Here is a 17168-nt window from a genome sequence, read left to right on the forward strand (position 1 = left end):
GTCTCCCGTTTCAGTCGCGGCCGGTCAGGGTCACGAAGGCGTCGTCCAAAGAGGTCTTGCCGGTGCGGTCGCGAAGTTCGAGTGGGCTGCCGGTGGCGACCACGCGTCCGGCGTCGAAGACCGCGAGGCGGTCGCAGAGGCGCTCGGCCTCGTCCATGAAGTGCGTGACGAGCAGGACGGTGACGCCGGTGTCGCGCACGCCCTCGACGAGCTTCCAGGTGTCGCGGCGGGCGTGCGGGTCCAGTCCAGTGGTCAGCTCGTCGAGGACGGCGACCTCGGGGCGGCCGATCAGGGCGAGCGCGATCGAGACGCGCTGCTTCTGGCCGCCGGAAAGCTTGCCGAAGTACTTGTTCCGCTGCCCGGTGAGACCCAGCTTCGCGAGCAGGTCACCGGGGTCGGCGGGGTTGGCGTAGAAGGAGGCGTAGAGGTCGAGTGCCTCCTGGACCTTGAGCTTTTCCGGCAGGCGGCTCTCCTGGAGCTGAGAGCCGAGGCGCTGCTTCAGTGCCGCGTGGTCCGCTTTCGGGTCGAGGCCGAGGACCGAGACGCTGCCGGAGTCCGGCGTGCGCAGCCCCTGGAGGCATTCGACGGTGGTGGTCTTGCCGGCGCCGTTGGTCCCGAGGATCCCGAAGATCTCGCCTTGTTCCACGTGGAACGAAACGTCGTCGACCGCGACGTGCTCCCCGTACGTCTTGCGGAGGTTGGTGACTTCGATGAGTGGCATGCGAAAAACGTTATGGCGCAAGGTTTCGCTTTTGGATGGGGCTAGAAGCCCAACCGGGGTGGGGCTGGGCCCACCCCGGTCGTGGGGCTGCGGTCACTGCGTTCCGGCCGGTCGGTGCGCGAGACTTCTCGCATGATTCGGAAGTACCTCACCTCGGTGCGCCGCGGCCTCGTGCTCGCGGCCCTCGCCCTGGTGAGCTGGCTGGACCTGCTGCTCGAACTGGTGGGCTTCTGCATCCTGTGCGTCGGCCTGGTCTTCGCGTACACGCTGGCCCTGGAGGGGACGCGTCCGCGTGCCGCGCTTACCCGGCGGCTGGCCGGACGCTGGTGCGGCATCGAGGTCGAGTCGCCGTACCGGCCCGCTCCGCCCGCGCCGGAACGCGAGCGCGACGGCTGGTACCGCGACGGGAACAGCCTGTTCAAGCGGTCGTGGTTCCTGCGGTGGACCAAACGGTTCGAATGGATCTCCGACGACCCGGCGACCGGCCGAGACCTCGGCTGGCAGCTGTGGAACCCCTTCGCCGGTTTGGTGCTCGTGCCCGCCGTGCTGCTGACCGGACCCGTCGCGCTGCGCGTGTACGGGCGCTGGACGCGCTGGTGGCTCGGACCTCGCCCGGCTCGTTCCGGAGACGGCTGGATCAAGACGAGGTTGAAGGCGCTGGGGTTCCAACTGGGCCTGGTCGGGCTGTCGGTCGCGCAGCTCGCGATGGCGGTCCCGACACTGCTCATGCTGGTCGGCTTGGTGCCGCTGTTCCCGACGCTGGTCATCGCCGGCCGGTCGGTCACCGACACCTTGCGCCGCGAGGCCAAGAACTGGACCGGCGTCCGCATCGACCGGCCGTACCTGCCGGAGCCGCCGTTCCCCGTGCCGCGGGCGGACGGGATGTACCAGCGCAGGCGGCAGCTGTACGACACACCGTGGTGGCCGGCGCGGCTCGACCGATACCGCTGGGTGATAGGTGACCGCGCGACCTGGCGCGACATGGCGGCCGCGGTGGTCAACACGGTGGTGCTGGCGCTGTTGGCGGTGCCGACGGCGGTGCTGGTGTTCTTCGGCTTCCAGGGGCTCTTGGCGCTGTGGGTCTGGCGGCCGATCGCGCGGTGGACGGACACGGCCTGGTCGACCACGCACTGGTTCTCGATGATCGGCCTGCCCGAGGCGACCACCCACTGGCAGGCACTCTTGCTGACTCCGGTCGCCGTGGCCGCCTTCGTCGCCGGGCTGGTCGCGACGCCGCAGCTTGCCCGCCTGGGAGCTCAGTTCGCGAAGCTGCTTCTGGGGCCGACGGAGGCTTCGCGCCTGGAGCAGCGCGTCGCACGGATCAAGCAGACGCGGACGGACGCTTCGGTCGCGCAAGCCGCCGAGATGCGGCGCATCGAACGGGACCTGCACGACGGCGTCCAGTCGCGGCTGGTCGCGATGGGGATGAAGCTGGGGGCGGTCGAAGCGTTGATCGACAGCGATCCGGCCGAGGCGAAACGGCTGGCCGCCGAGCTCCGGCAGACGTCGTCCGAGACGTTGACCGAGTTGCGGCTGCTGGTGCGCGGGATTCATCCGCCGGTGTTGTCCGAGCGCGGTCTCAGTGACGCGGTGCGGGCGATGGCGCTGGACAGTCCGCTGCGGGCTTCGGTGAACGGTGTGGTGCCCCGGCTCGAACAGCCCGCGGAAGCGTGCGCGTACTTCGCGGTCAGCGAGCTGCTGGGCAACGCGGCGAAGCACGGCGAGGCGCGGCGAGTGTCGATCGAGCTGGGTTATGACGACGGTCTGCTGCGGATCGAGGTGACCGACGACGGGAAGGGCGGCGCGAACGCGGCCCGGGGGAGCGGGATTCGCGGGATCGAACGCAGACTGGGCGTCTTCGACGGTACTTTTGCTCTGACCAGCCCGCTCGGCGGGCCGACGAAGGCGATCATGGAGATCCCGTGCCAGCTCGACCCCGATGCGTCGTCGCCGAGGACCAGTACCTCCTCCGGGACGGCCTGACGCATTTGCTGACCGCGCACGGTTTCGACGTCGTCGATGCGGTCGGGACCGGGCCGGAACTGGAACGGGCGCTGCGTTCGCACCGGCCGGACGTCTCGGTCGTCGACGTCCGGATGCCGCCGACGCTCACCGACGAAGGCCTGCAGGTCTCGCTGGCGGTGCGGCGCGACATCCCCGGGCTGCCGATTTTGGTTCTCTCACAACATGTCGAGCAGCTCTACGCGCGCGAGCTGCTGGCCGATGGCACCGGCGCGATCGGATATCTGTTGAAGGACCGTGTCTTCAACGCGGACCAGTTCATCGACGCGGTGCGGCGCGTGGCGGGTGGCGGGACCGCGATGGATCCCGAGGTGATCGCGAAACTGGTGGCGGGCAACGCTTCCGACCCGCTCGCCGCGCTGACCCCGCGGGAACGCGAGGTGCTCGAACTGATGGCCGAGGGCTGTTCCAACGCGGCCATCGCCGGGCGGCTGCACTTCAGCGAGGGGGCGGTGGGGAAGCACACCGCGAACATCTTCGCGAAACTCGGCATCGTCGCTTCGGACGACACGAACCGCCGCGTCCTCGCTGTCTTGGCTTACCTGGGCTCGGGTGGGTCGTGAGTGGCGATTCGGCTTATTGGGGTGTGTTCGGTACCTACTGGATTCTGGCTGCCGTTTTGTTCGCCGGTCTGGTCCGTTCCGTGAAGGGCTCCTTCCCTACCCTGACGGTAGTAAAGGAGCCCTTCGCTACCTTCGCGATCGCCTCGGGTGCACCAGCAGTCACAGCGGTCGCGCGTGAAGGCCCCCTTCCCTCGGCTCAGCCGAGGGAACTCGACCTTCACGCCTTGCCGAGTCCCCCGTCGGCCACCGGCCAGGACATCCTCGCGACGATGCACGATTCTGGACACCGAACATCCCAATTCCTGCATCGTCGATCCCGGCACACTCCCGAATCGCCACTCGCGACCACCCCTCCCTGAACGCCAAGAAGAACCCCACACCGGTGGGGCCCTCCGTGACATTCCCGAGGTTGTCCACAACCCTTCCCGGCTGTGGACAACCCGCGCTGACCAGCCCTTTCCCCGGCCCCAGCCGGTAGACTGGGTTCGGGGCCGCCCCCTGGGACGGGTGGGGGCTGGGTAGGTGAGTTAAGAGCGGGAGATGCGGGTCATTTCGTCGCGTTCCACGACCTTGACGCGTTCCCGGCCGTGCGGGACGCCGAGGGACTTTTCGTGGGCGTCGAGTTTGCCCCAGCCGTCCCAGGTGGTGAAGGGGACGCCGCGTTCGGCGAGGAAGCCGAGGATCGCGTCGGGGTCGTCCACCGCGGGGGTCGCCAGGTTGTCGGCGTCGGCGAGCAGGCTCGCGATCGTTTCGGCCGCGTCGCCCTTGGTGTGGCCGATGAGACCGACCGGGCCGCGTTTGATCCAGCCGGTCACGTAGACGCCCGGCACCTGGTCCTCGTCGATGTCCAGCACCCGGCCCGCCTGGTTCGGCACGGTCCCCGTGGTGTGGTCGAACGGGATCTCCGGCAGGTGCGAAGACAGGTAACCGACAGCGCGGTAGACGGCCTGGACGTCCCAGTCGTGGAACTCGCCGGTGCCGCGCACGTTGCCGTCACCGGTCAGCTCGGTGCGTTCGGTCCGCAGACCGGTCACCTTGCCGTCCTCGCCGACGATCTCGCACGGCGAGTGCAGGAAGTGCAGGTGCAGCCGCTTCGGCCGGTCGCCCTGGTCGCGGATCGCCCATTCCTGCAGCGTCTTCACGACCATGTCGATCTGCTTCGACGCCCGCAGCGCGGCGATGCTGCCCTCGTCGAACTCGATGTCCTCCGGATTGACGATGACCTCGACGTTCGGCGAGTGGTCCAGCTCCCGCAGTTCCAGCGGCGTGAACTTCGCCTGAGCCGGGCCGCGGCGCCCGAACACGTGCACATCGGTGACCGGGCTGGCCTTCAAGCCCTGGTAGACGTTCTCCGGGATGTCGGTGCTGAGCAACTCGTCCGCGGTCTTCGCGAGGACACGGGCCACGTCGAGCGCCACGTTCCCGACCCCGAGGACCGCGACCGACGTAGCGTTCAGCGGCCAGGTGCGCGGCACGTCCGGGTGCCCGTCGTACCAGGAGACGAAGTCCGCGGCGCCGTAGCTGCCGTCGAGGTCGACCCCGGGGATGTCGAGCGCGCGGTCGGCCATGGCGCCGGTCGAGAAGATCACCGCGTCGTAGAACTGGCGCAGGTCGTCGAGCTTCAGGTCGGTCCCGTAGTCGACGTTGCCCAGCAGCCGGATGTTCGGCTTGTCGAGCACCTTGTGCAAGGCGGTCACGATGCCCTTGATCCGGGGGTGGTCGGGCGCGACGCCGTACCGGATCAGCCCGAACGGCGCCGGCATGCGCTCGAACAGGTCGATCGTCACGTCAGCGTCGGACTTGTCGAGGATGTCGGCGGCGTAGATGCCGGCCGGACCGGCACCCACGATGGCTACACGAAGAGAACGGCTCACCCCTACCACGGTAAGTTAGGTTGCCCTAACAATCATTGTGATCTGGCGTACGGTCCACCTGGTGGGAGCCGCTAAGCTGACTCCATGCGCGTGCTCGTCGTCGACAACTACGACAGTTTTGTCTACAACCTGGTCCAGTACCTGGCCCAGCTCGGCGCCGAGTGCACCGTCTGGCGTAACGACGTGGTGGAGATCGACAAGCTCGGCGAGTTCGACGCGGTCCTCGTCTCTCCCGGCCCCGGAACCCCGGAACGCGCTGGTCAGAGCATGGACGTCGTCCGGGCTTGCGCCGAGAAACGCATCCCGATGCTCGGCGTCTGCCTTGGCCACCAGGCCCTCGGTGTCGTCTTCGGCGCCACCGTCGACCGCGCCCCGGAACTGCTGCACGGCAAGACCAGTCAAGTCCACCATTCGGGCGAAGGGGTCCTGGCCGGACTCCCCGACGGATTCACCGCCACGCGGTACCACTCGCTGACCGTTTTGCCGGAAACCATCGACGACGCCGTGTTCGAGATCACAGGCCGCACCGAGTCCGGTGTCGTGATGGGCATGCGTCACCGCGAACTGCCGCTCGAAGGCGTCCAGTTCCACCCCGAGTCCGTGCTCACCCAGTGCGGGCACCGGATGCTGGCGAACTGGATGGCCGCGGCCGGGCACCCGGTCCCCGACGCCACGGTCAACGAGCTCGAACAGGCGACCCGCGCGCTGCAGAAGGCCGCTGCTGCGTGACCTCGCTGATCCGGCTCGAAGGAGTCGGTAAGCGCTACGGCCGAGGTGAGCCCGTGCTCGTCGACGTCGACCTCGACGTCCCGGCGGGCCGCGTGATCGGCGTCCTCGGCTCGAACGGCTCGGGGAAGTCGACGCTGCTCAGGATCCTCGCGGCACTTTCCCGCGAGACCTCGGGAACCGTCGTGGGCAGCCCGCGCGTCGGCTACCTGCCGGACCGCTTCCCGGCGGGGCAGCGGATGAGCGCCAGGGCGTACCTGCGGCACATGGCCCGCATCGACGGTCTCGCCGACCTGGCGGCCATCGACCCCCTGCTGGACAGGCTGGCGCTGGTCGGCGGCCCGGACGCGCCCCTGCGGACCCTGTCGAAGGGCAACGCCCAGAAGGTCGGCCTCGCGCAGGCCGTCCTGGCCGCGCCGGAACTGCTGATCCTCGACGAACCCTGGTCCGGCCTCGACGTCGAAGCCCACACGGTGCTCGGCGAACTCGTCGCCGAGACCAGGGAACGCGGCGCGAGCGTCGTCTTCACCGACCATCGCGCGGCCGCCGTGCACGCCCACGCCGACGACGTCCACCGGATGGACGCCGGCCTCCTGACCCGCGTCGAAGCGAGCGCCAAAACCGAAAGCGCGACAAGGATCGTCCTCCACGGCCCCGGCGGCGACTGGTCGTCGGAACCCGGCGTCAGCCAGGCCGTGGCCGACGGCGAGAAAGTCGTCCTGACGGTCGAAGCCGGGCACGCGGACGCCGTCCTGCTTCGCGCCCTCAACCGCGGCTTCTCGGTCCGGGAGGTGGCGCCGTGCTCGCCATGACCCGCTACTACCTCGCGCTGCTCGGTCATTCCCAGCGCTACCTCCCCGCGATCCTCGCCTACATCGCGGTCAACACCGTGCTCTACACGGATCCGAAGTCACCGCTGCTGCCGCAATACGGGATCAGCGCGGGTTCGCTCCTGGTGGTCTCGTGCTGGCTGACGATCGCGATGCTCGACGTCGAGGACCCGGTCCAGCGGCTGGTGACCTTCAGCCACGCCCGGCGCTGGCGATCGGTCCTCGGCGGCGCCACCCTGGCTGTCTTCGCCTGCGCCGCCGCGCTGATCCTCGTGACGGTGCTGTGGTCCGGCCTCCGGACCGGCGGTTTCACGATCGGCACCTTCGCCCTCGGCGCCGCGGCGCACGCGTTGTGCGCGCTGTTCGGGATCGCGATCGGCCTGCCCTGCTCGCGGCTGCTGGTCCCGCGCGCCGGCTGGTCCGTCCTGGCCGCGATCTTCGCCCTCGCGGCCGTGCTCCTGGTGAAATGGCTGCCGTTGGCCAACCCGCTGCTGCGGGCCCTGACCTCGCAACAACCCCTGACCGGCCCGTTCACGGTGGCCATGGTGGCGGCGGTCGCCGCCTTGCTCGTGAGCGCGACGGCCGTCGGATCCCTGCTCCGCCACAACGCCTGATGCCACGGCTCATCGCGCTCAACGGACCGCCCGCCTGCGGGAAGTCGACGCTCGCCGGGGAGACGACCGCGGAGTTCCACGAGATCGTCCTCCTCGACACCAAGGAAAACGCGCTCCGGCGGTTCGCCGAACGCACCCGAGCCCGAGCACGTCGAGGCCCCACGAGCCGCTGGGCGGTCCCGGACAGATTCGGCAAGCCTACGAAGGAATTCTCGAACGACTGACATGAGAAGGGCCCCGCACGAAACCGTGCGGGGCCCTTCTTCGAGCTGACTTACTGTCCGCCACCCGGGAGACCCGGGATCCCGGTCCGCGAACTCGACGTCGGCGTCTCATCGCCTTCGACGATGAACAGCGTGATCGCCGCGTTCTTCGCGATCTTCGCACCGGCCTGCGGGTTGGTCTTGCTGACCTTGCCCGCCAGATCCCGGTCGCCGTTCTTGTCGGCCTGCGTGTTCAGCTGACCGCTCCAGCCCAGCTGCTGCAATTGCCGCGTCGCCTGTTCCTCGGTCATGCCCTTCAGGTTCGGCATGTCGACGGTCTCCTGGCTGCCGTCCGACACCGTCACGGTGACCACACTGCCGACAGCGAGCTTGCCGCCGTTCGGGGTCTGATCGATGACGGTGTCCTTGGGCTCGCTGGAGCTTGCGGTCTTGAACGACGGCGTGAAGCCGGCCTGCCTCAGCCCGGCGTCGGCCTCGGACTTCGTCTTGCCCTTGTAGTTCGTGACCGTCTTCAGTTCCTTGGACTTGCCGACCGTGATGTCGATCTTCGAACCTTGGTCGACCTCGGCCTGCGAGCCGGGGTTCTGCGACAAGATCTTGCCCGCGTTGTTCGGGTCGTCGGTCTCGTCCTCGGTGATCGCGCCGAGCTTCAGACCGGCTTCGGTCAGCGCCGCCAGGGCTTCGGCCTGGGTCTTGCCCTTGAGGTCCGGAGCCTTGACCTTGCCCGGCTTGGAGCCGACGGTCAGCGTGACCTTGTTCGTGGTCAGCGTGACCTGTCCCGCGTTCGGGTTGATCGCGATGACCTTGTCGATGTCGTTCTCGTCGCAGGCGGGCAGTCCGTTGACGGCTTCCCCGGTGCAGGGGACCTTCTTGGTCTCCAACGAGTTGAAGCCGGCACCGCGCAGGGTGTCCGTGGCCGAGGCCTCGCTCTGGTTGAGGACGTTCGGGATCGCCTTGCTCTCCGCGCTGGTGTCCTGGAACGCGCCCAGCAGCCACATGATCAGGAGCACGATGGCGGCCAGCGAAACCACGAGACCGGTGATCAGCCAGGCCCGGCGCTTCTTCTTCGCGGCCGGGTCTTCCTCGTCTTCTTCGTACTGGTCGTAGCGCTGCGGCACCCGGCGGTCGGAGTCCATGACCTGGGTGCGCTCGTCCTCCGACATCACCATCGGCGCGGACGGCCGCTGGCCGGACAGCGTGCGGACCAGATCCGAACGCATCTCCGCCGACGACTGGTACCGGTTCGCCGGGCCCTTCGCGAGCGCCTTGAGCACGACGGCGTCGAGCTCCGGCGCCACGGCCGGGTTCACCGACGACGGCGGGTTCGGGTCCTCCCGGACGTGCTGGTACGCCACCGCGACCGGGGAGTCGCCGGTGAAAGGCGGCTCGCCGGTGATGAGTTCGTACAGCACACAGCCGGCCGCGTAGACGTCCGAACGCGCGTCGACGGACTCACCGCGGGCCTGCTCCGGCGAGAGGTACTGCGCCGTGCCGATCACCGCGGCGGTCTGCGTCATCGCGGACTGCCCGTCGTGCATGGCGCGCGCGATGCCGAAGTCCATCACCTTGACGGCGCCGTTCTTCGTGATCATCACGTTCGCCGGCTTGACGTCGCGGTGCACGATGCCGTGCCGGTGCGAGAAGTCCAGCGCCGCGCAGACGTCGGCCATGACCTCCATCGCCCGCTTCTGCGACATCGGGCCTTCGGTCTTCACGATGTCCCGCAGAGTCCGTCCTTCGACGTACTCCATGACGATGTACGGCAGCGTGCCGAACTCGGTGTTCGTCTCACCGGTGTCGTAGACGGCGACGATCGCCGGGTGGTTCAGTGCCGCCGCGTTCTGTGCCTCGCGACGGAAACGTTCTTGGAACTGGGGATCCCGCGCCAGGTCGGCGCGCAGGATCTTGATCGCCACCTCCCGGCCCAGGCGCACGTCGTGGCCGTGGTGGACCTCGGACATGCCTCCGTAGCCGAGCGTCTCGCCCAGCTCGTAGCGGTTGCTGAGCAGTCTTGGTGTGCTCATCTCTGCGTGCCGTTCCATTCCGTCCAAGGTTTGCTGCTCATCATTCCTGGATTCGCCTGTCCGGCCGACTCCTCGGTACTGCCCTCCGTCGGCGCCGCGGGATACGCGGATGTCGGCGAAGGACCCACAGGCTTCTTACCCGGAGCCGGTGCCTCTTCACTCGTTCCCACGCCACCTGGCTGCTGTCCGTTGCCCGAACCCACCAGTCTCACGACGAGGAAGGCTCCTGCCACCAGTACTGCGATCAGGATCACCGCGAGCAGCACCCACCAGCCCCATTGTGGTCTTTTGCCGGGCAGGCGGCGGACCGCCATCGGGGGTGGTCCGGTGACCGGGTGCATGGCCGGATGCGACGCCGGTCCGACCGCCGCCATCGGGTTCGGCGGCGAGTGCGGGCCGGGCGGCACCTGCTGCGGCATCACCGGCTGGCCCGCCGAGTACGCCACGTTGACCAGGCCCGACGGCGTCGGCAGTGGCAGCCCGGCGCGTACGGCGGCCACCGCGGCCGCGAACTCGCCACCGCTGTTGTACCGCTGTCTCGGATCCTTGATCAAGGTCGCTTCGATGACCGCGCGGGCGCCCGGAGGGACGTCCGGCGGCAGCGGCGGCGGGAGGTCGCGGATGTGCATCATCGCGACGGTCACCGCGTTCTCCGAAAGGAACGGCCGGTGCCCGGTGAGGCATTCGTAGCCGCACACGGCCAGCGAGTAGACGTCGCTCGCCGGTTCGGCGTTGTGCCCGAGCGCCTGCTCGGGGGCGATGTAGTGGGCGGTGCCCATGACCATGCCGGACCTGGTCACCGGGGCGGCGTCGGCGGCCTTCGCGACCCCGAAGTCGGTGATCTTCACCTGACCGGCCGGGGTCACCATGATGTTGCCGGGTTTGACGTCGCGGTGCACGAGACCGGATTCGTGCGCGGCCTGCAGCGCGTTACCGGCCTGCTCCAAGATGTCCAGGGTGCGGTCGGCGTTCAGCCGTCCTTCGCGGGTGATGATCGCGGCCAGCGGATCGCCTTCGACCAGCTCCATCACCAGATACGCGATCGACAGCTCGTCCGCGACCGTCTCGCCGTAGTCGTGCACGGCGGCGATACCGGGATGGTTCAGCGACGCCGTCATCCGCGCCTCTGTCCGGAACCGGTGCAGGAACTCCGCGTCGCCGGACAGCTCCGCCTTGAGGATCTTGACCGCGACCGTCCGGTCCAGCCGCGTGTCACTGGCCTGCCAGACCTCGCCCATCCCGCCGACGGCGATCCGGTTCGTCAGCTTGTACCGGTCGGCCAGCAGCTGACCCGAGGACAGCATCCGCTATCCACCCCCGAGCATGGCGTTGACCGCGGCGCGGCCGATCTCCGCGGCCACGGTGCCACCGGTCGCTTCGAGCCCGCGGTTGCCACCGGACTCGACGACCACCGCGACGGCGATCTTCGGGTCCATCGCCGGCGCGAACCCGGTGTACCAGGCGTGCGGCGGGGTGTTCTTCGGGTCGTTGCCGTGCTCGGCGGTGCCGGTCTTGGAGGCGATCTGGATGTCGCCGCGCTTGCCGGCGCCCTTCGTGTTCTCCTCCGACGCGAGCATCATGTCGCGCAGGATCGCGGCGTTCGCGCTGGACAGCGCGGCGTCGCCGGTCAGCTCGGTCGGGGTGTAGTCCTCGATCGTCGACAGGTTCGGCGCCAGCAGCGACTGCACGAGCTGCGGTTTCATCGCCATCCCGTTGTTCGCGACGGTCGCCGAGAGCAGGGCGTCCTGGATCGGGGTCAGGCGCACGTCGCGCTGCCCGATGGCGCTCTGGAACAGGGCCGCCTTCGAGTCGAGCGGGCCGAGGGTCGACGCGGCGACCCGCATCGGCACGGTCAGGTCCTCGCCGACACCGAAGTTCTTCGCCGTCGCGTTCAGCTTGTCCTTGCCGAGCTCACCCGCGAGTTCGGCGAAGGGCACGTTGCAGGAGTACCGCAGCGCTTCCTTCAGCGTGCTGCCCTTGCAGGCCGCGCCGCCGTAGTTCTCCAGCGTCGTCTGGGTGCCGGGCAGTTTGACGTTGGGCGCGGTGTTGACCGGCGTGTCCGCCGTCTTGCCGTTCTCGAGCGCGGACGCGGTCACCAGCAGCTTGGCCGTCGACCCCGGCGGGTAGCTCTCCGAGATCGCTCGGTTCAGCATCGGCTTCTTCGGATCGTCGCGCCACTGGCCCCACGCCGCGACCTGCTCCTTGGTGCTGTGCGCGGCGAGCTTGTTCGGGTCGTACGACGGCGTCGACACCATGGCGAGGATGCGCCCGGTCTTCGGCTCGATCGCGACCACCGAACCGGTGTAGCCCTTCTGCGTCATCAGGTCGTACGCGGCCTTCTGGACGGCGGGGTTGATCGTCAGCCGCACGTTCCCGCCCCGCGGGTCACGGCCGGTGACCATGTCCGAAAGGCGCCGCACGAACAGCCGCGGGTCGGATCCGTTGAGGACGTCGTCCTCGGACCGCTCCAGGCCGCCCGAGCCGTAGTTGATCGAGTAGTAGCCGGTGACCGGCGCGTACATCGGCCCGTCGGCGTAGGTCCGGATGAACTTGTACTTGTCGTTCGACGGCTCGACCTTCGCGAGCGCGGCGCCGTCGGGCGTCACGATCAGACCTCGCTGGCGGGAGTACTCGTCGTACAGCACGCGCACGTTGCGCGAGTCCGTGCGGTAGTCGTCGGCCTTGACCACCTGGATGTAGGTGGCGTTGGCCATCAGGAGCACCACCATGACGAGCATGGCGACGCCGACCTTGCGGAGCGGGGTGTTCACGACGCGCTCACCTCACCGTTCGCGGACGGCCGCTGGACCATCACCGTGTGCGCTTCGGCGAGCGGTGCCTGTGGCTGCTGCGGCTTCGGCCGCACCGCGGGTTTGCGGGCGGCGTCGGAGATTCGGAGCAGAAGGGCCACCAGGATGTAGTTCGCGAGCAGTGAAGAACCGCCGCGGGAGAGGAACGGGGCGGTGATCCCGGTGTTCGGGATCAGGTTCGTGACGCCGCCGACGACGACGAAGATCTGCATGACCAGGGCGAACGACAGGCCGCCACCGAGGAGTTTGCCGAAGGTGTCACGGACCGCGAGGGCGCTGCGCATCCCGCGCATCGCCAGGATCAGGTACAGCATCAGCATCGCGGTGAGGCCGATCAGGCCGAGTTCCTCGCCGATCGCGGTGGTGATGAAGTCCGTCTTGGCCTCGGGGACCATGTCCGGCCGTCCGGCGCCGAGGCCGGTGCCGCCGACCCCGCCGGTGCCGAGCCCGAACAGGCCCTGCGCGACCTGGTAGCCGCCGCCCGCGTCGTCGTAGGTGGCGAGCGGGTCGATCCAGTTCCGGACCCGCTGCTGGACGTGCGTGAACAGGTTGTAGGCGATGATGGCGCCCGCGGCGAAGAAGCCGATGCCCAGCACCACCCAGATGACCCGCTCGGTGGCGACGTACAGCATCACCAGCGTGACGCCGAAGAACAGCAGCGACGTCCCCAGGTCCTTCTCGAACACCAGCACGCCGAGGCAGGCGGCCGCCGCGATCAGGATCGGGCCGAGGTCACGGCCACGCGGCAGTTCGACGCCGGCGATCTTCTTGCCCGCGACCATGAACAGGTCCCGTTTCGTCACCAGGAACGAGGCGAAGAAGATCATCAGCAGGATCTTCGCGAACTCACCCGGCTGGATCGAGAAGAACGGCAGCTTGATCCAGACCTTCGCGCCGTTGACTTCGGAAAGGCTCGACGGCAGCACCGCGGGCAGCGCGAGCGCCACGATGCCGACCAGGCCACAGATGTAGCCGTAACGGGTCAGCGTGCGGTGGTCGCTGATCACGACCAGCACCACCACGAACAGCACGAGCGAGATCGCCGTGAACAGCACCTGCTTGGTGACGTCCGGCGTGTACTCCTTGCCCTGCTGGATCGCCCTTTCGGCGAGCGCCAGGTCGATCCGGTGGATCATCACCAGACCGAGCCCGTTCAGCAGCGCGACACACGGCAGGATCACCGGGTCCGCGTACGGCGCCCAGCGGCGGACCGCCAGATGCGCCGCCGTCAGCACCCCGAGGTAGGACAAGCCCAGCCAGATGATCGAGCTGGTGAGCTCCTGCTCCTGGTTCGCCTCCACCAGCACGAGCGCGATGGTGACGATGAACGTCGCGAACGCCAGGAGGACGAGTTCGGTCCCGCGCCGCTTGGGCAGCTCGCGCGGAGGGTTCGTGGCGAACTGGGCCGAGGCCGGATCGGCGGGCGGCGTGCTCATCAGTTACCGCCTCCCGGTGCTGCCGGTTCCGGCGTCGAGCAGTCCCTCCCCGCTGGCTGGTTCGCCGAACTCGGCGAGGCGGGGGTCGAAGGGGGAGCCGCCGACGACGACGGCGGGGGCGCCGACGCGGAAGGCGGAATGGAAGTCGAGCCGGTGGCGGGCTTGCAGTCGGCCAGCTGCTTGTGCGGCCGCAGGAAATCATCGATGTACTTGCGGGCGTCGTCGAGATTGTCCTTCTTGACGCCGTTCTTCACCGCGATACGCGCGTCCTCCTGCAGGGCGGGCACCAGCAGCTTGTCGGTGCACAGCCCGCCCGGCGGGCACGAGCCCTGCTCGTAGGCGTGCAGGTCGATGCCGAGGATGCTGCCCGGGACGCCGCGGAAGACCACGACCTCCTCGCCGGGACCTTCGCCGACGTAGTACTGGCTCAGCACGAAGTACCGCGTGGCGATCGCCGCCGCGGCCAGCACGATCAGGACGACCACCGCTCCCGCCAGCCAGCGAAATCGCCTCCGGCGCTTGACCTTGGGGTCCTCCTGTTGGGGCTGGACCTCGGGCCGCGGCTGCGGCGCGGGCTGGGTCAGCGCGCGGGCACGGGCGGCGGGGGAGTCGCCCTGGTGGAATTCGTCACTGCCGTCACCGGCGGCGCCGCCCACGATGGGCGCGTCCTCACCGAAGTCGACGTCGACGACGTCGGCGATGATCACCGTGACGTTGTCCGTGCCGCCACCCTTGAGCGCCAGCTCGATCATCCGGTCCGCGCAGGCCTGCGGATCCGGGATCTGGATCGCCTCGGCGAGCGTCTCGTCGCTGACCATGCCGGACAGGCCGTCCGAGCAGATCAGGTAGCGGTCGTGGGCGCGGGCCTCGCGCACGGTCAGGCTCGGCTCGACCTCGTGCCCGGTGAGGGCCTTCAGCAGCAGCGACCGCTGCGGGTGCACCGCGGCCTCTTCCGGCGTGATCCGGCCCTGTTCGAGAAGTTCGTTGACGAAGCTGTCGTCCCGCGTGATCTGCGAGAACTGCCCGCCGCGCATCAAGTACGCGCGCGAGTCGCCGACGTGCACGACACCCATCCGCGAACCGGCGAACAGCACGGCGGTCAGGGTCGTGCCCATCCCGTCGAGGTCCGGGTCCTGCTGGACGAGCTCGGCGATGGCCGCGTTGCCGTTCTGCACGGCCTCACGCAGCTGAGCGAGGAGATCGTCGCTGGGGTCGTCGTCGTCGAGCGGGGCGAGGGAGGCGATGACGACCTTGCTGGCCACCTCACCTGCGGCGTGACCGCCCATGCCGTCGGCGAGGGCGAGCAGGCGGGGACCGGCGTACACGGAGTCCTGGTTGCTGGAACGCACCAGGCCCCGGTCGCTGCGAGCCGCGTAGCGGAGGACGAGAGTCATGGGCGAAGCTCGATCACCGTTTTGCCGATCCGGATGGGGACTCCGAGCGGGACCCGGAGGGGTGCCGTGACCTTAGCCCGGTCGAGGTACGTCCCGTTCGTCGAGCCCAGATCTTCCACGTACCAATCCTCCCCGCGCAGGGCGATCCGGGCGTGCCGGGTCGACGCGTAGTCGTCGTCCAGCACCAGAGTCGAGTCGTCGGCACGGCCGATCAGGATCGGCCTGCCGTCCAAGGCGATCCTGGTGCCTGCCAGCGCACCATGGGTCACGAGCAGCTGCTGAGGCGACTTCCCGCCACGCGGCTTTTTGGTGCTTTCCTTCTTCTTGCGGCCGAACGTCGGGACGGCGACGCGCAACCCGGAGGCCGCGTACAGATCCGAACGGACGACACGCAACGCGGCGAACACGAAGAGCCAGAGCAGCACGAGAAAGCCCACCCTGGTGAGTTGAACGACCAGCTCTGGCACTTGTTGTGTCCGCTCCCGTTTCTCCTGTGCGCCGCGGAGAGCCCGTGCCGTCCGGGATGGTCGGCTCCGAACAGCCTTGCTCTCCGCATACGACCTGAAGTGCCGATCCACCACAGGTCCCGCACCGCAATTCTGCGGTACCCCCTCCGGACGCCGCCCGTCAGCCCTGCGTACGGAACACGAGAGACGAGTGGCCCACGCGGATCACGTCGCCGTCGGCCAGCTGCCAGGTCTGCACCGGGGTGCCGTTCACGGTGGTGCCGTTCGTCGAACCGATGTCCGCGAGCGTCGCGCTCTGGCCGTCCCAGGTGATCTCCAGATGACGACGCGAGACACCGGTGTCCGGGAGCCGGAAGTCGGCGTCCTGGCCGCGGCCCACGACGTTCCCACCCTGCTTCAGCGAGTACGAGCGGTTCGAACCGTCGTCCAGCTGAAGGCTCGCGGCGAGCTGACGGCCGGCCGCCGGCTGGCCGCCGTAGCCGCCACCCTGCGCGTACGGGTCCGCGGCGGGCTGGCCGTACTGCTGCTGCTGTGCGCCGCCGTACTGATCGTAGCCGGGCTGCTGCTGCTGGCCGTACTGGTCGTAACCGGGCTGCTGTGCGGCTCCGCCGCCGTAGCCCTGGTCGTAGCCGCCTTGCTGCTGCTGGCCGCCGTACTGGTCGTAGCCGGGCTGCTGTGCGGCTCCGCCGCCGTAGCCCTGGTCGTAGCCGCCCTGTTGCTGCTGGCCGCCGTACTGGTCGTAGCCGGGCTGCTGTGCGGCTCCGCCGTAACCCTGGTCATAGCCTGGCTGTTGCTGCTGGCCGTACTGGTCGTAACCGGGCTGCTGAGCGCCGCCATAGCCCTGGTCGTAGCCGCCCTGCTGCTGACCGCCGTAACCCTGGTCGTACCCGGGCTGCTGCTGGCCAGCCTGCTGTCCGTAGCCGTACTGGCCCTGCTGCTGGCCGTACGGGTCACCCTGGTCGTATTGGCCGTAGCCGGGGGGCTGGCTCATTGCTGGGTCTCCTGCGTTGCTGGGTCGTGCCGACCGTGACGAACCTTCGACGCCGTGGGGCTTGACGTCGGGATCGACGGACGAACGGGTCTTGAACTGTCCAGTATGCAGCGCCTCGTTGCGCTCGAGCGAAACTACGACGTCACCATAGGTGTCCCAACCGTGCTCGGCGAGGTGTTCCTTGACCGCCTCCGCCAACACCGACGTGACCCGCCGCTCGTCTCCGGCCATGCGCTCGTGATCAGCCTGCCCCAACGACACGATGTAGTGATTGGGAGCGAGCTGTCGACCACCGGCCAGCTCACGAACGTTCTCCTCGCTCTCGCGCTCAAGCGCCACCGCCACTTCCTGCGTGACGACGTTGCCACCGAACATGCGCGCGAAGGTATTGCCCACGAGGTTCTCGAGCCGTCTGTCAAACCGTTCGACGCGGCCCACCGGGCAACCTCCTCACACGTGTGCTTCCCCGTCG

The 17168-nt window shown here is 68.7% G+C and carries 15 protein-coding genes; 6 read left to right on the forward strand and 9 right to left on the reverse strand.

What is annotated here, in order from left to right; all coding sequences use genetic code 11:
* Positions 1–10 precede the first annotated feature (10 nt).
* Positions 11–721 (reverse strand): ABC transporter ATP-binding protein, encoded by a 711-nt coding sequence (locus ACFOSH_RS13240; protein ID WP_378239101.1) that lies wholly within the window; start codon positions 719–721, stop codon positions 11–13.
* 132 nt (positions 722–853) lie between these two features.
* Here ACFOSH_RS13240 and ACFOSH_RS13245 point away from each other — a divergent pair, with 132 nt between their 5' ends.
* Both ACFOSH_RS13245 and ACFOSH_RS13250 read left to right on the forward strand, forming a co-directional pair.
* Complete coding sequence (locus ACFOSH_RS13245) at positions 854–2704, forward strand: sensor histidine kinase (RefSeq protein WP_378239102.1); 1851 nt, start codon at positions 854–856, stop codon at positions 2702–2704.
* A complete protein-coding gene (locus tag ACFOSH_RS13250) occupies positions 2644–3306 on the forward strand; it encodes a response regulator (protein ID WP_378239103.1) in 663 nt (220 codons plus the stop codon). The genes ACFOSH_RS13245 and ACFOSH_RS13250 overlap by 61 nt, the downstream gene beginning before the upstream one ends.
* 527 nt (positions 3307–3833) lie before the next feature.
* Here the strand turns inward: ACFOSH_RS13250 and ACFOSH_RS13255 are convergent.
* Positions 3834–5153, reverse strand: coding sequence for an FAD-dependent oxidoreductase (locus ACFOSH_RS13255; RefSeq protein ID WP_378239182.1), 1320 nt, complete (start codon positions 5151–5153; stop codon positions 3834–3836).
* 111 nt (positions 5154–5264) lie between these two features.
* Between ACFOSH_RS13255 and ACFOSH_RS13260 the strand changes: the two genes are divergently transcribed.
* From ACFOSH_RS13260 to ACFOSH_RS13275, 4 genes are read left to right on the forward strand one after another with little or no spacing between them, the layout of a single operon-like run.
* Positions 5265–5909 (forward strand): aminodeoxychorismate/anthranilate synthase component II, encoded by a 645-nt coding sequence (locus ACFOSH_RS13260; protein ID WP_378239104.1) that lies wholly within the window; start codon positions 5265–5267, stop codon positions 5907–5909.
* A complete protein-coding gene (locus ACFOSH_RS13265) occupies positions 5906–6718 on the forward strand; it encodes an ATP-binding cassette domain-containing protein (RefSeq protein WP_378239105.1) in 813 nt (270 codons plus the stop codon). Before ACFOSH_RS13260 ends, ACFOSH_RS13265 begins: the two co-directional genes overlap by 4 nt.
* Positions 6706–7350, forward strand: a complete 645-nt coding sequence (locus ACFOSH_RS13270; RefSeq protein ID WP_378239106.1) for a hypothetical protein — start codon at positions 6706–6708, stop codon at positions 7348–7350. The genes ACFOSH_RS13265 and ACFOSH_RS13270 overlap by 13 nt, the downstream gene beginning before the upstream one ends.
* The gene (locus tag ACFOSH_RS13275) at positions 7350–7574 is read left to right on the forward strand and encodes a hypothetical protein (protein ID WP_378239107.1); all 225 of its coding nucleotides are present in this window, start codon (positions 7350–7352) and stop codon (positions 7572–7574) included. The genes ACFOSH_RS13270 and ACFOSH_RS13275 overlap by 1 nt, the downstream gene beginning before the upstream one ends.
* 50 nt (positions 7575–7624) lie before the next feature.
* Here the strand turns inward: ACFOSH_RS13275 and pknB are convergent, their stop codons facing one another.
* The 7 genes from pknB to ACFOSH_RS13310 form a co-directional block, all read right to left on the reverse strand.
* A complete protein-coding gene (gene pknB / locus ACFOSH_RS13280) occupies positions 7625–9598 on the reverse strand; it encodes a Stk1 family PASTA domain-containing Ser/Thr kinase (protein ID WP_378239183.1) in 1974 nt (657 codons plus the stop codon).
* On the reverse strand, positions 9595–10902 hold the full coding sequence (locus tag ACFOSH_RS13285; RefSeq protein ID WP_378239108.1) for a protein kinase domain-containing protein: 1308 nt from the start codon (positions 10900–10902) through the stop codon (positions 9595–9597). Before ACFOSH_RS13285 ends, pknB begins: the two co-directional genes overlap by 4 nt.
* 3 nt (positions 10903–10905) lie before the next feature.
* The gene (locus ACFOSH_RS13290; RefSeq protein WP_378239109.1) at positions 10906–12369 is read right to left on the reverse strand and encodes a peptidoglycan D,D-transpeptidase FtsI family protein; all 1464 of its coding nucleotides are present in this window, start codon (positions 12367–12369) and stop codon (positions 10906–10908) included.
* Positions 12366–13844: an FtsW/RodA/SpoVE family cell cycle protein gene (locus tag ACFOSH_RS13295; protein WP_378239110.1), complete on the reverse strand. Its 1479-nt coding sequence runs from the start codon at positions 13842–13844 to the stop codon at positions 12366–12368. Before ACFOSH_RS13295 ends, ACFOSH_RS13290 begins: the two co-directional genes overlap by 4 nt.
* A complete protein-coding gene (locus ACFOSH_RS13300; protein ID WP_378239111.1) occupies positions 13844–15238 on the reverse strand; it encodes a PP2C family protein-serine/threonine phosphatase in 1395 nt (464 codons plus the stop codon). Before ACFOSH_RS13300 ends, ACFOSH_RS13295 begins: the two co-directional genes overlap by 1 nt.
* Positions 15235–15705 carry an FHA domain-containing protein FhaB/FipA gene (locus ACFOSH_RS13305; protein WP_378239112.1) on the reverse strand — a complete coding sequence of 157 codons (471 nt, stop codon included), beginning with the start codon at positions 15703–15705 and terminating at the stop codon, positions 15235–15237. The genes ACFOSH_RS13300 and ACFOSH_RS13305 overlap by 4 nt, the downstream gene beginning before the upstream one ends.
* 160 nt (positions 15706–15865) lie before the next feature.
* Positions 15866–17134 carry a DUF3662 and FHA domain-containing protein gene (locus tag ACFOSH_RS13310; RefSeq protein WP_378239113.1) on the reverse strand — a complete coding sequence of 423 codons (1269 nt, stop codon included), beginning with the start codon at positions 17132–17134 and terminating at the stop codon, positions 15866–15868.
* Positions 17135–17168 lie beyond the last annotated feature (34 nt).

The organism is Amycolatopsis speibonae (genome assembly GCF_042647925.1).
GTDB lineage: Bacteria > Actinomycetota > Actinomycetes > Mycobacteriales > Pseudonocardiaceae > Amycolatopsis > Amycolatopsis speibonae.

What these genes read in the sequence shown, in the direction of transcription:
- ACFOSH_RS13245 (WP_378239102.1), top strand. Translation starts at nt 854, where the DNA reads ATGATTCGGAAGTACCTCACCTCGGTGCGCCGCGGCCTCGTGCTCGCG.
- ACFOSH_RS13285 (WP_378239108.1), bottom strand. Translation starts at nt 10,902, where the DNA reads ATGCTGTCCTCGGGTCAGCTGCTGGCCGACCGGTACAAGCTGACGAAC.
- ACFOSH_RS13260 (WP_378239104.1), top strand. Translation starts at nt 5,265, where the DNA reads ATGCGCGTGCTCGTCGTCGACAACTACGACAGTTTTGTCTACAACCTG.
- ACFOSH_RS13275 (WP_378239107.1), top strand. Translation starts at nt 7,350, where the DNA reads ATGCCACGGCTCATCGCGCTCAACGGACCGCCCGCCTGCGGGAAGTCG.
- ACFOSH_RS13295 (WP_378239110.1), bottom strand. Translation starts at nt 13,844, where the DNA reads ATGAGCACGCCGCCCGCCGATCCGGCCTCGGCCCAGTTCGCCACGAAC.
- ACFOSH_RS13240 (WP_378239101.1), bottom strand. Translation starts at nt 721, where the DNA reads ATGCCACTCATCGAAGTCACCAACCTCCGCAAGACGTACGGGGAGCAC.
- ACFOSH_RS13300 (WP_378239111.1), bottom strand. Translation starts at nt 15,238, where the DNA reads ATGACTCTCGTCCTCCGCTACGCGGCTCGCAGCGACCGGGGCCTGGTG.
- pknB (WP_378239183.1), bottom strand. Translation starts at nt 9,598, where the DNA reads ATGAGCACACCAAGACTGCTCAGCAACCGCTACGAGCTGGGCGAGACG.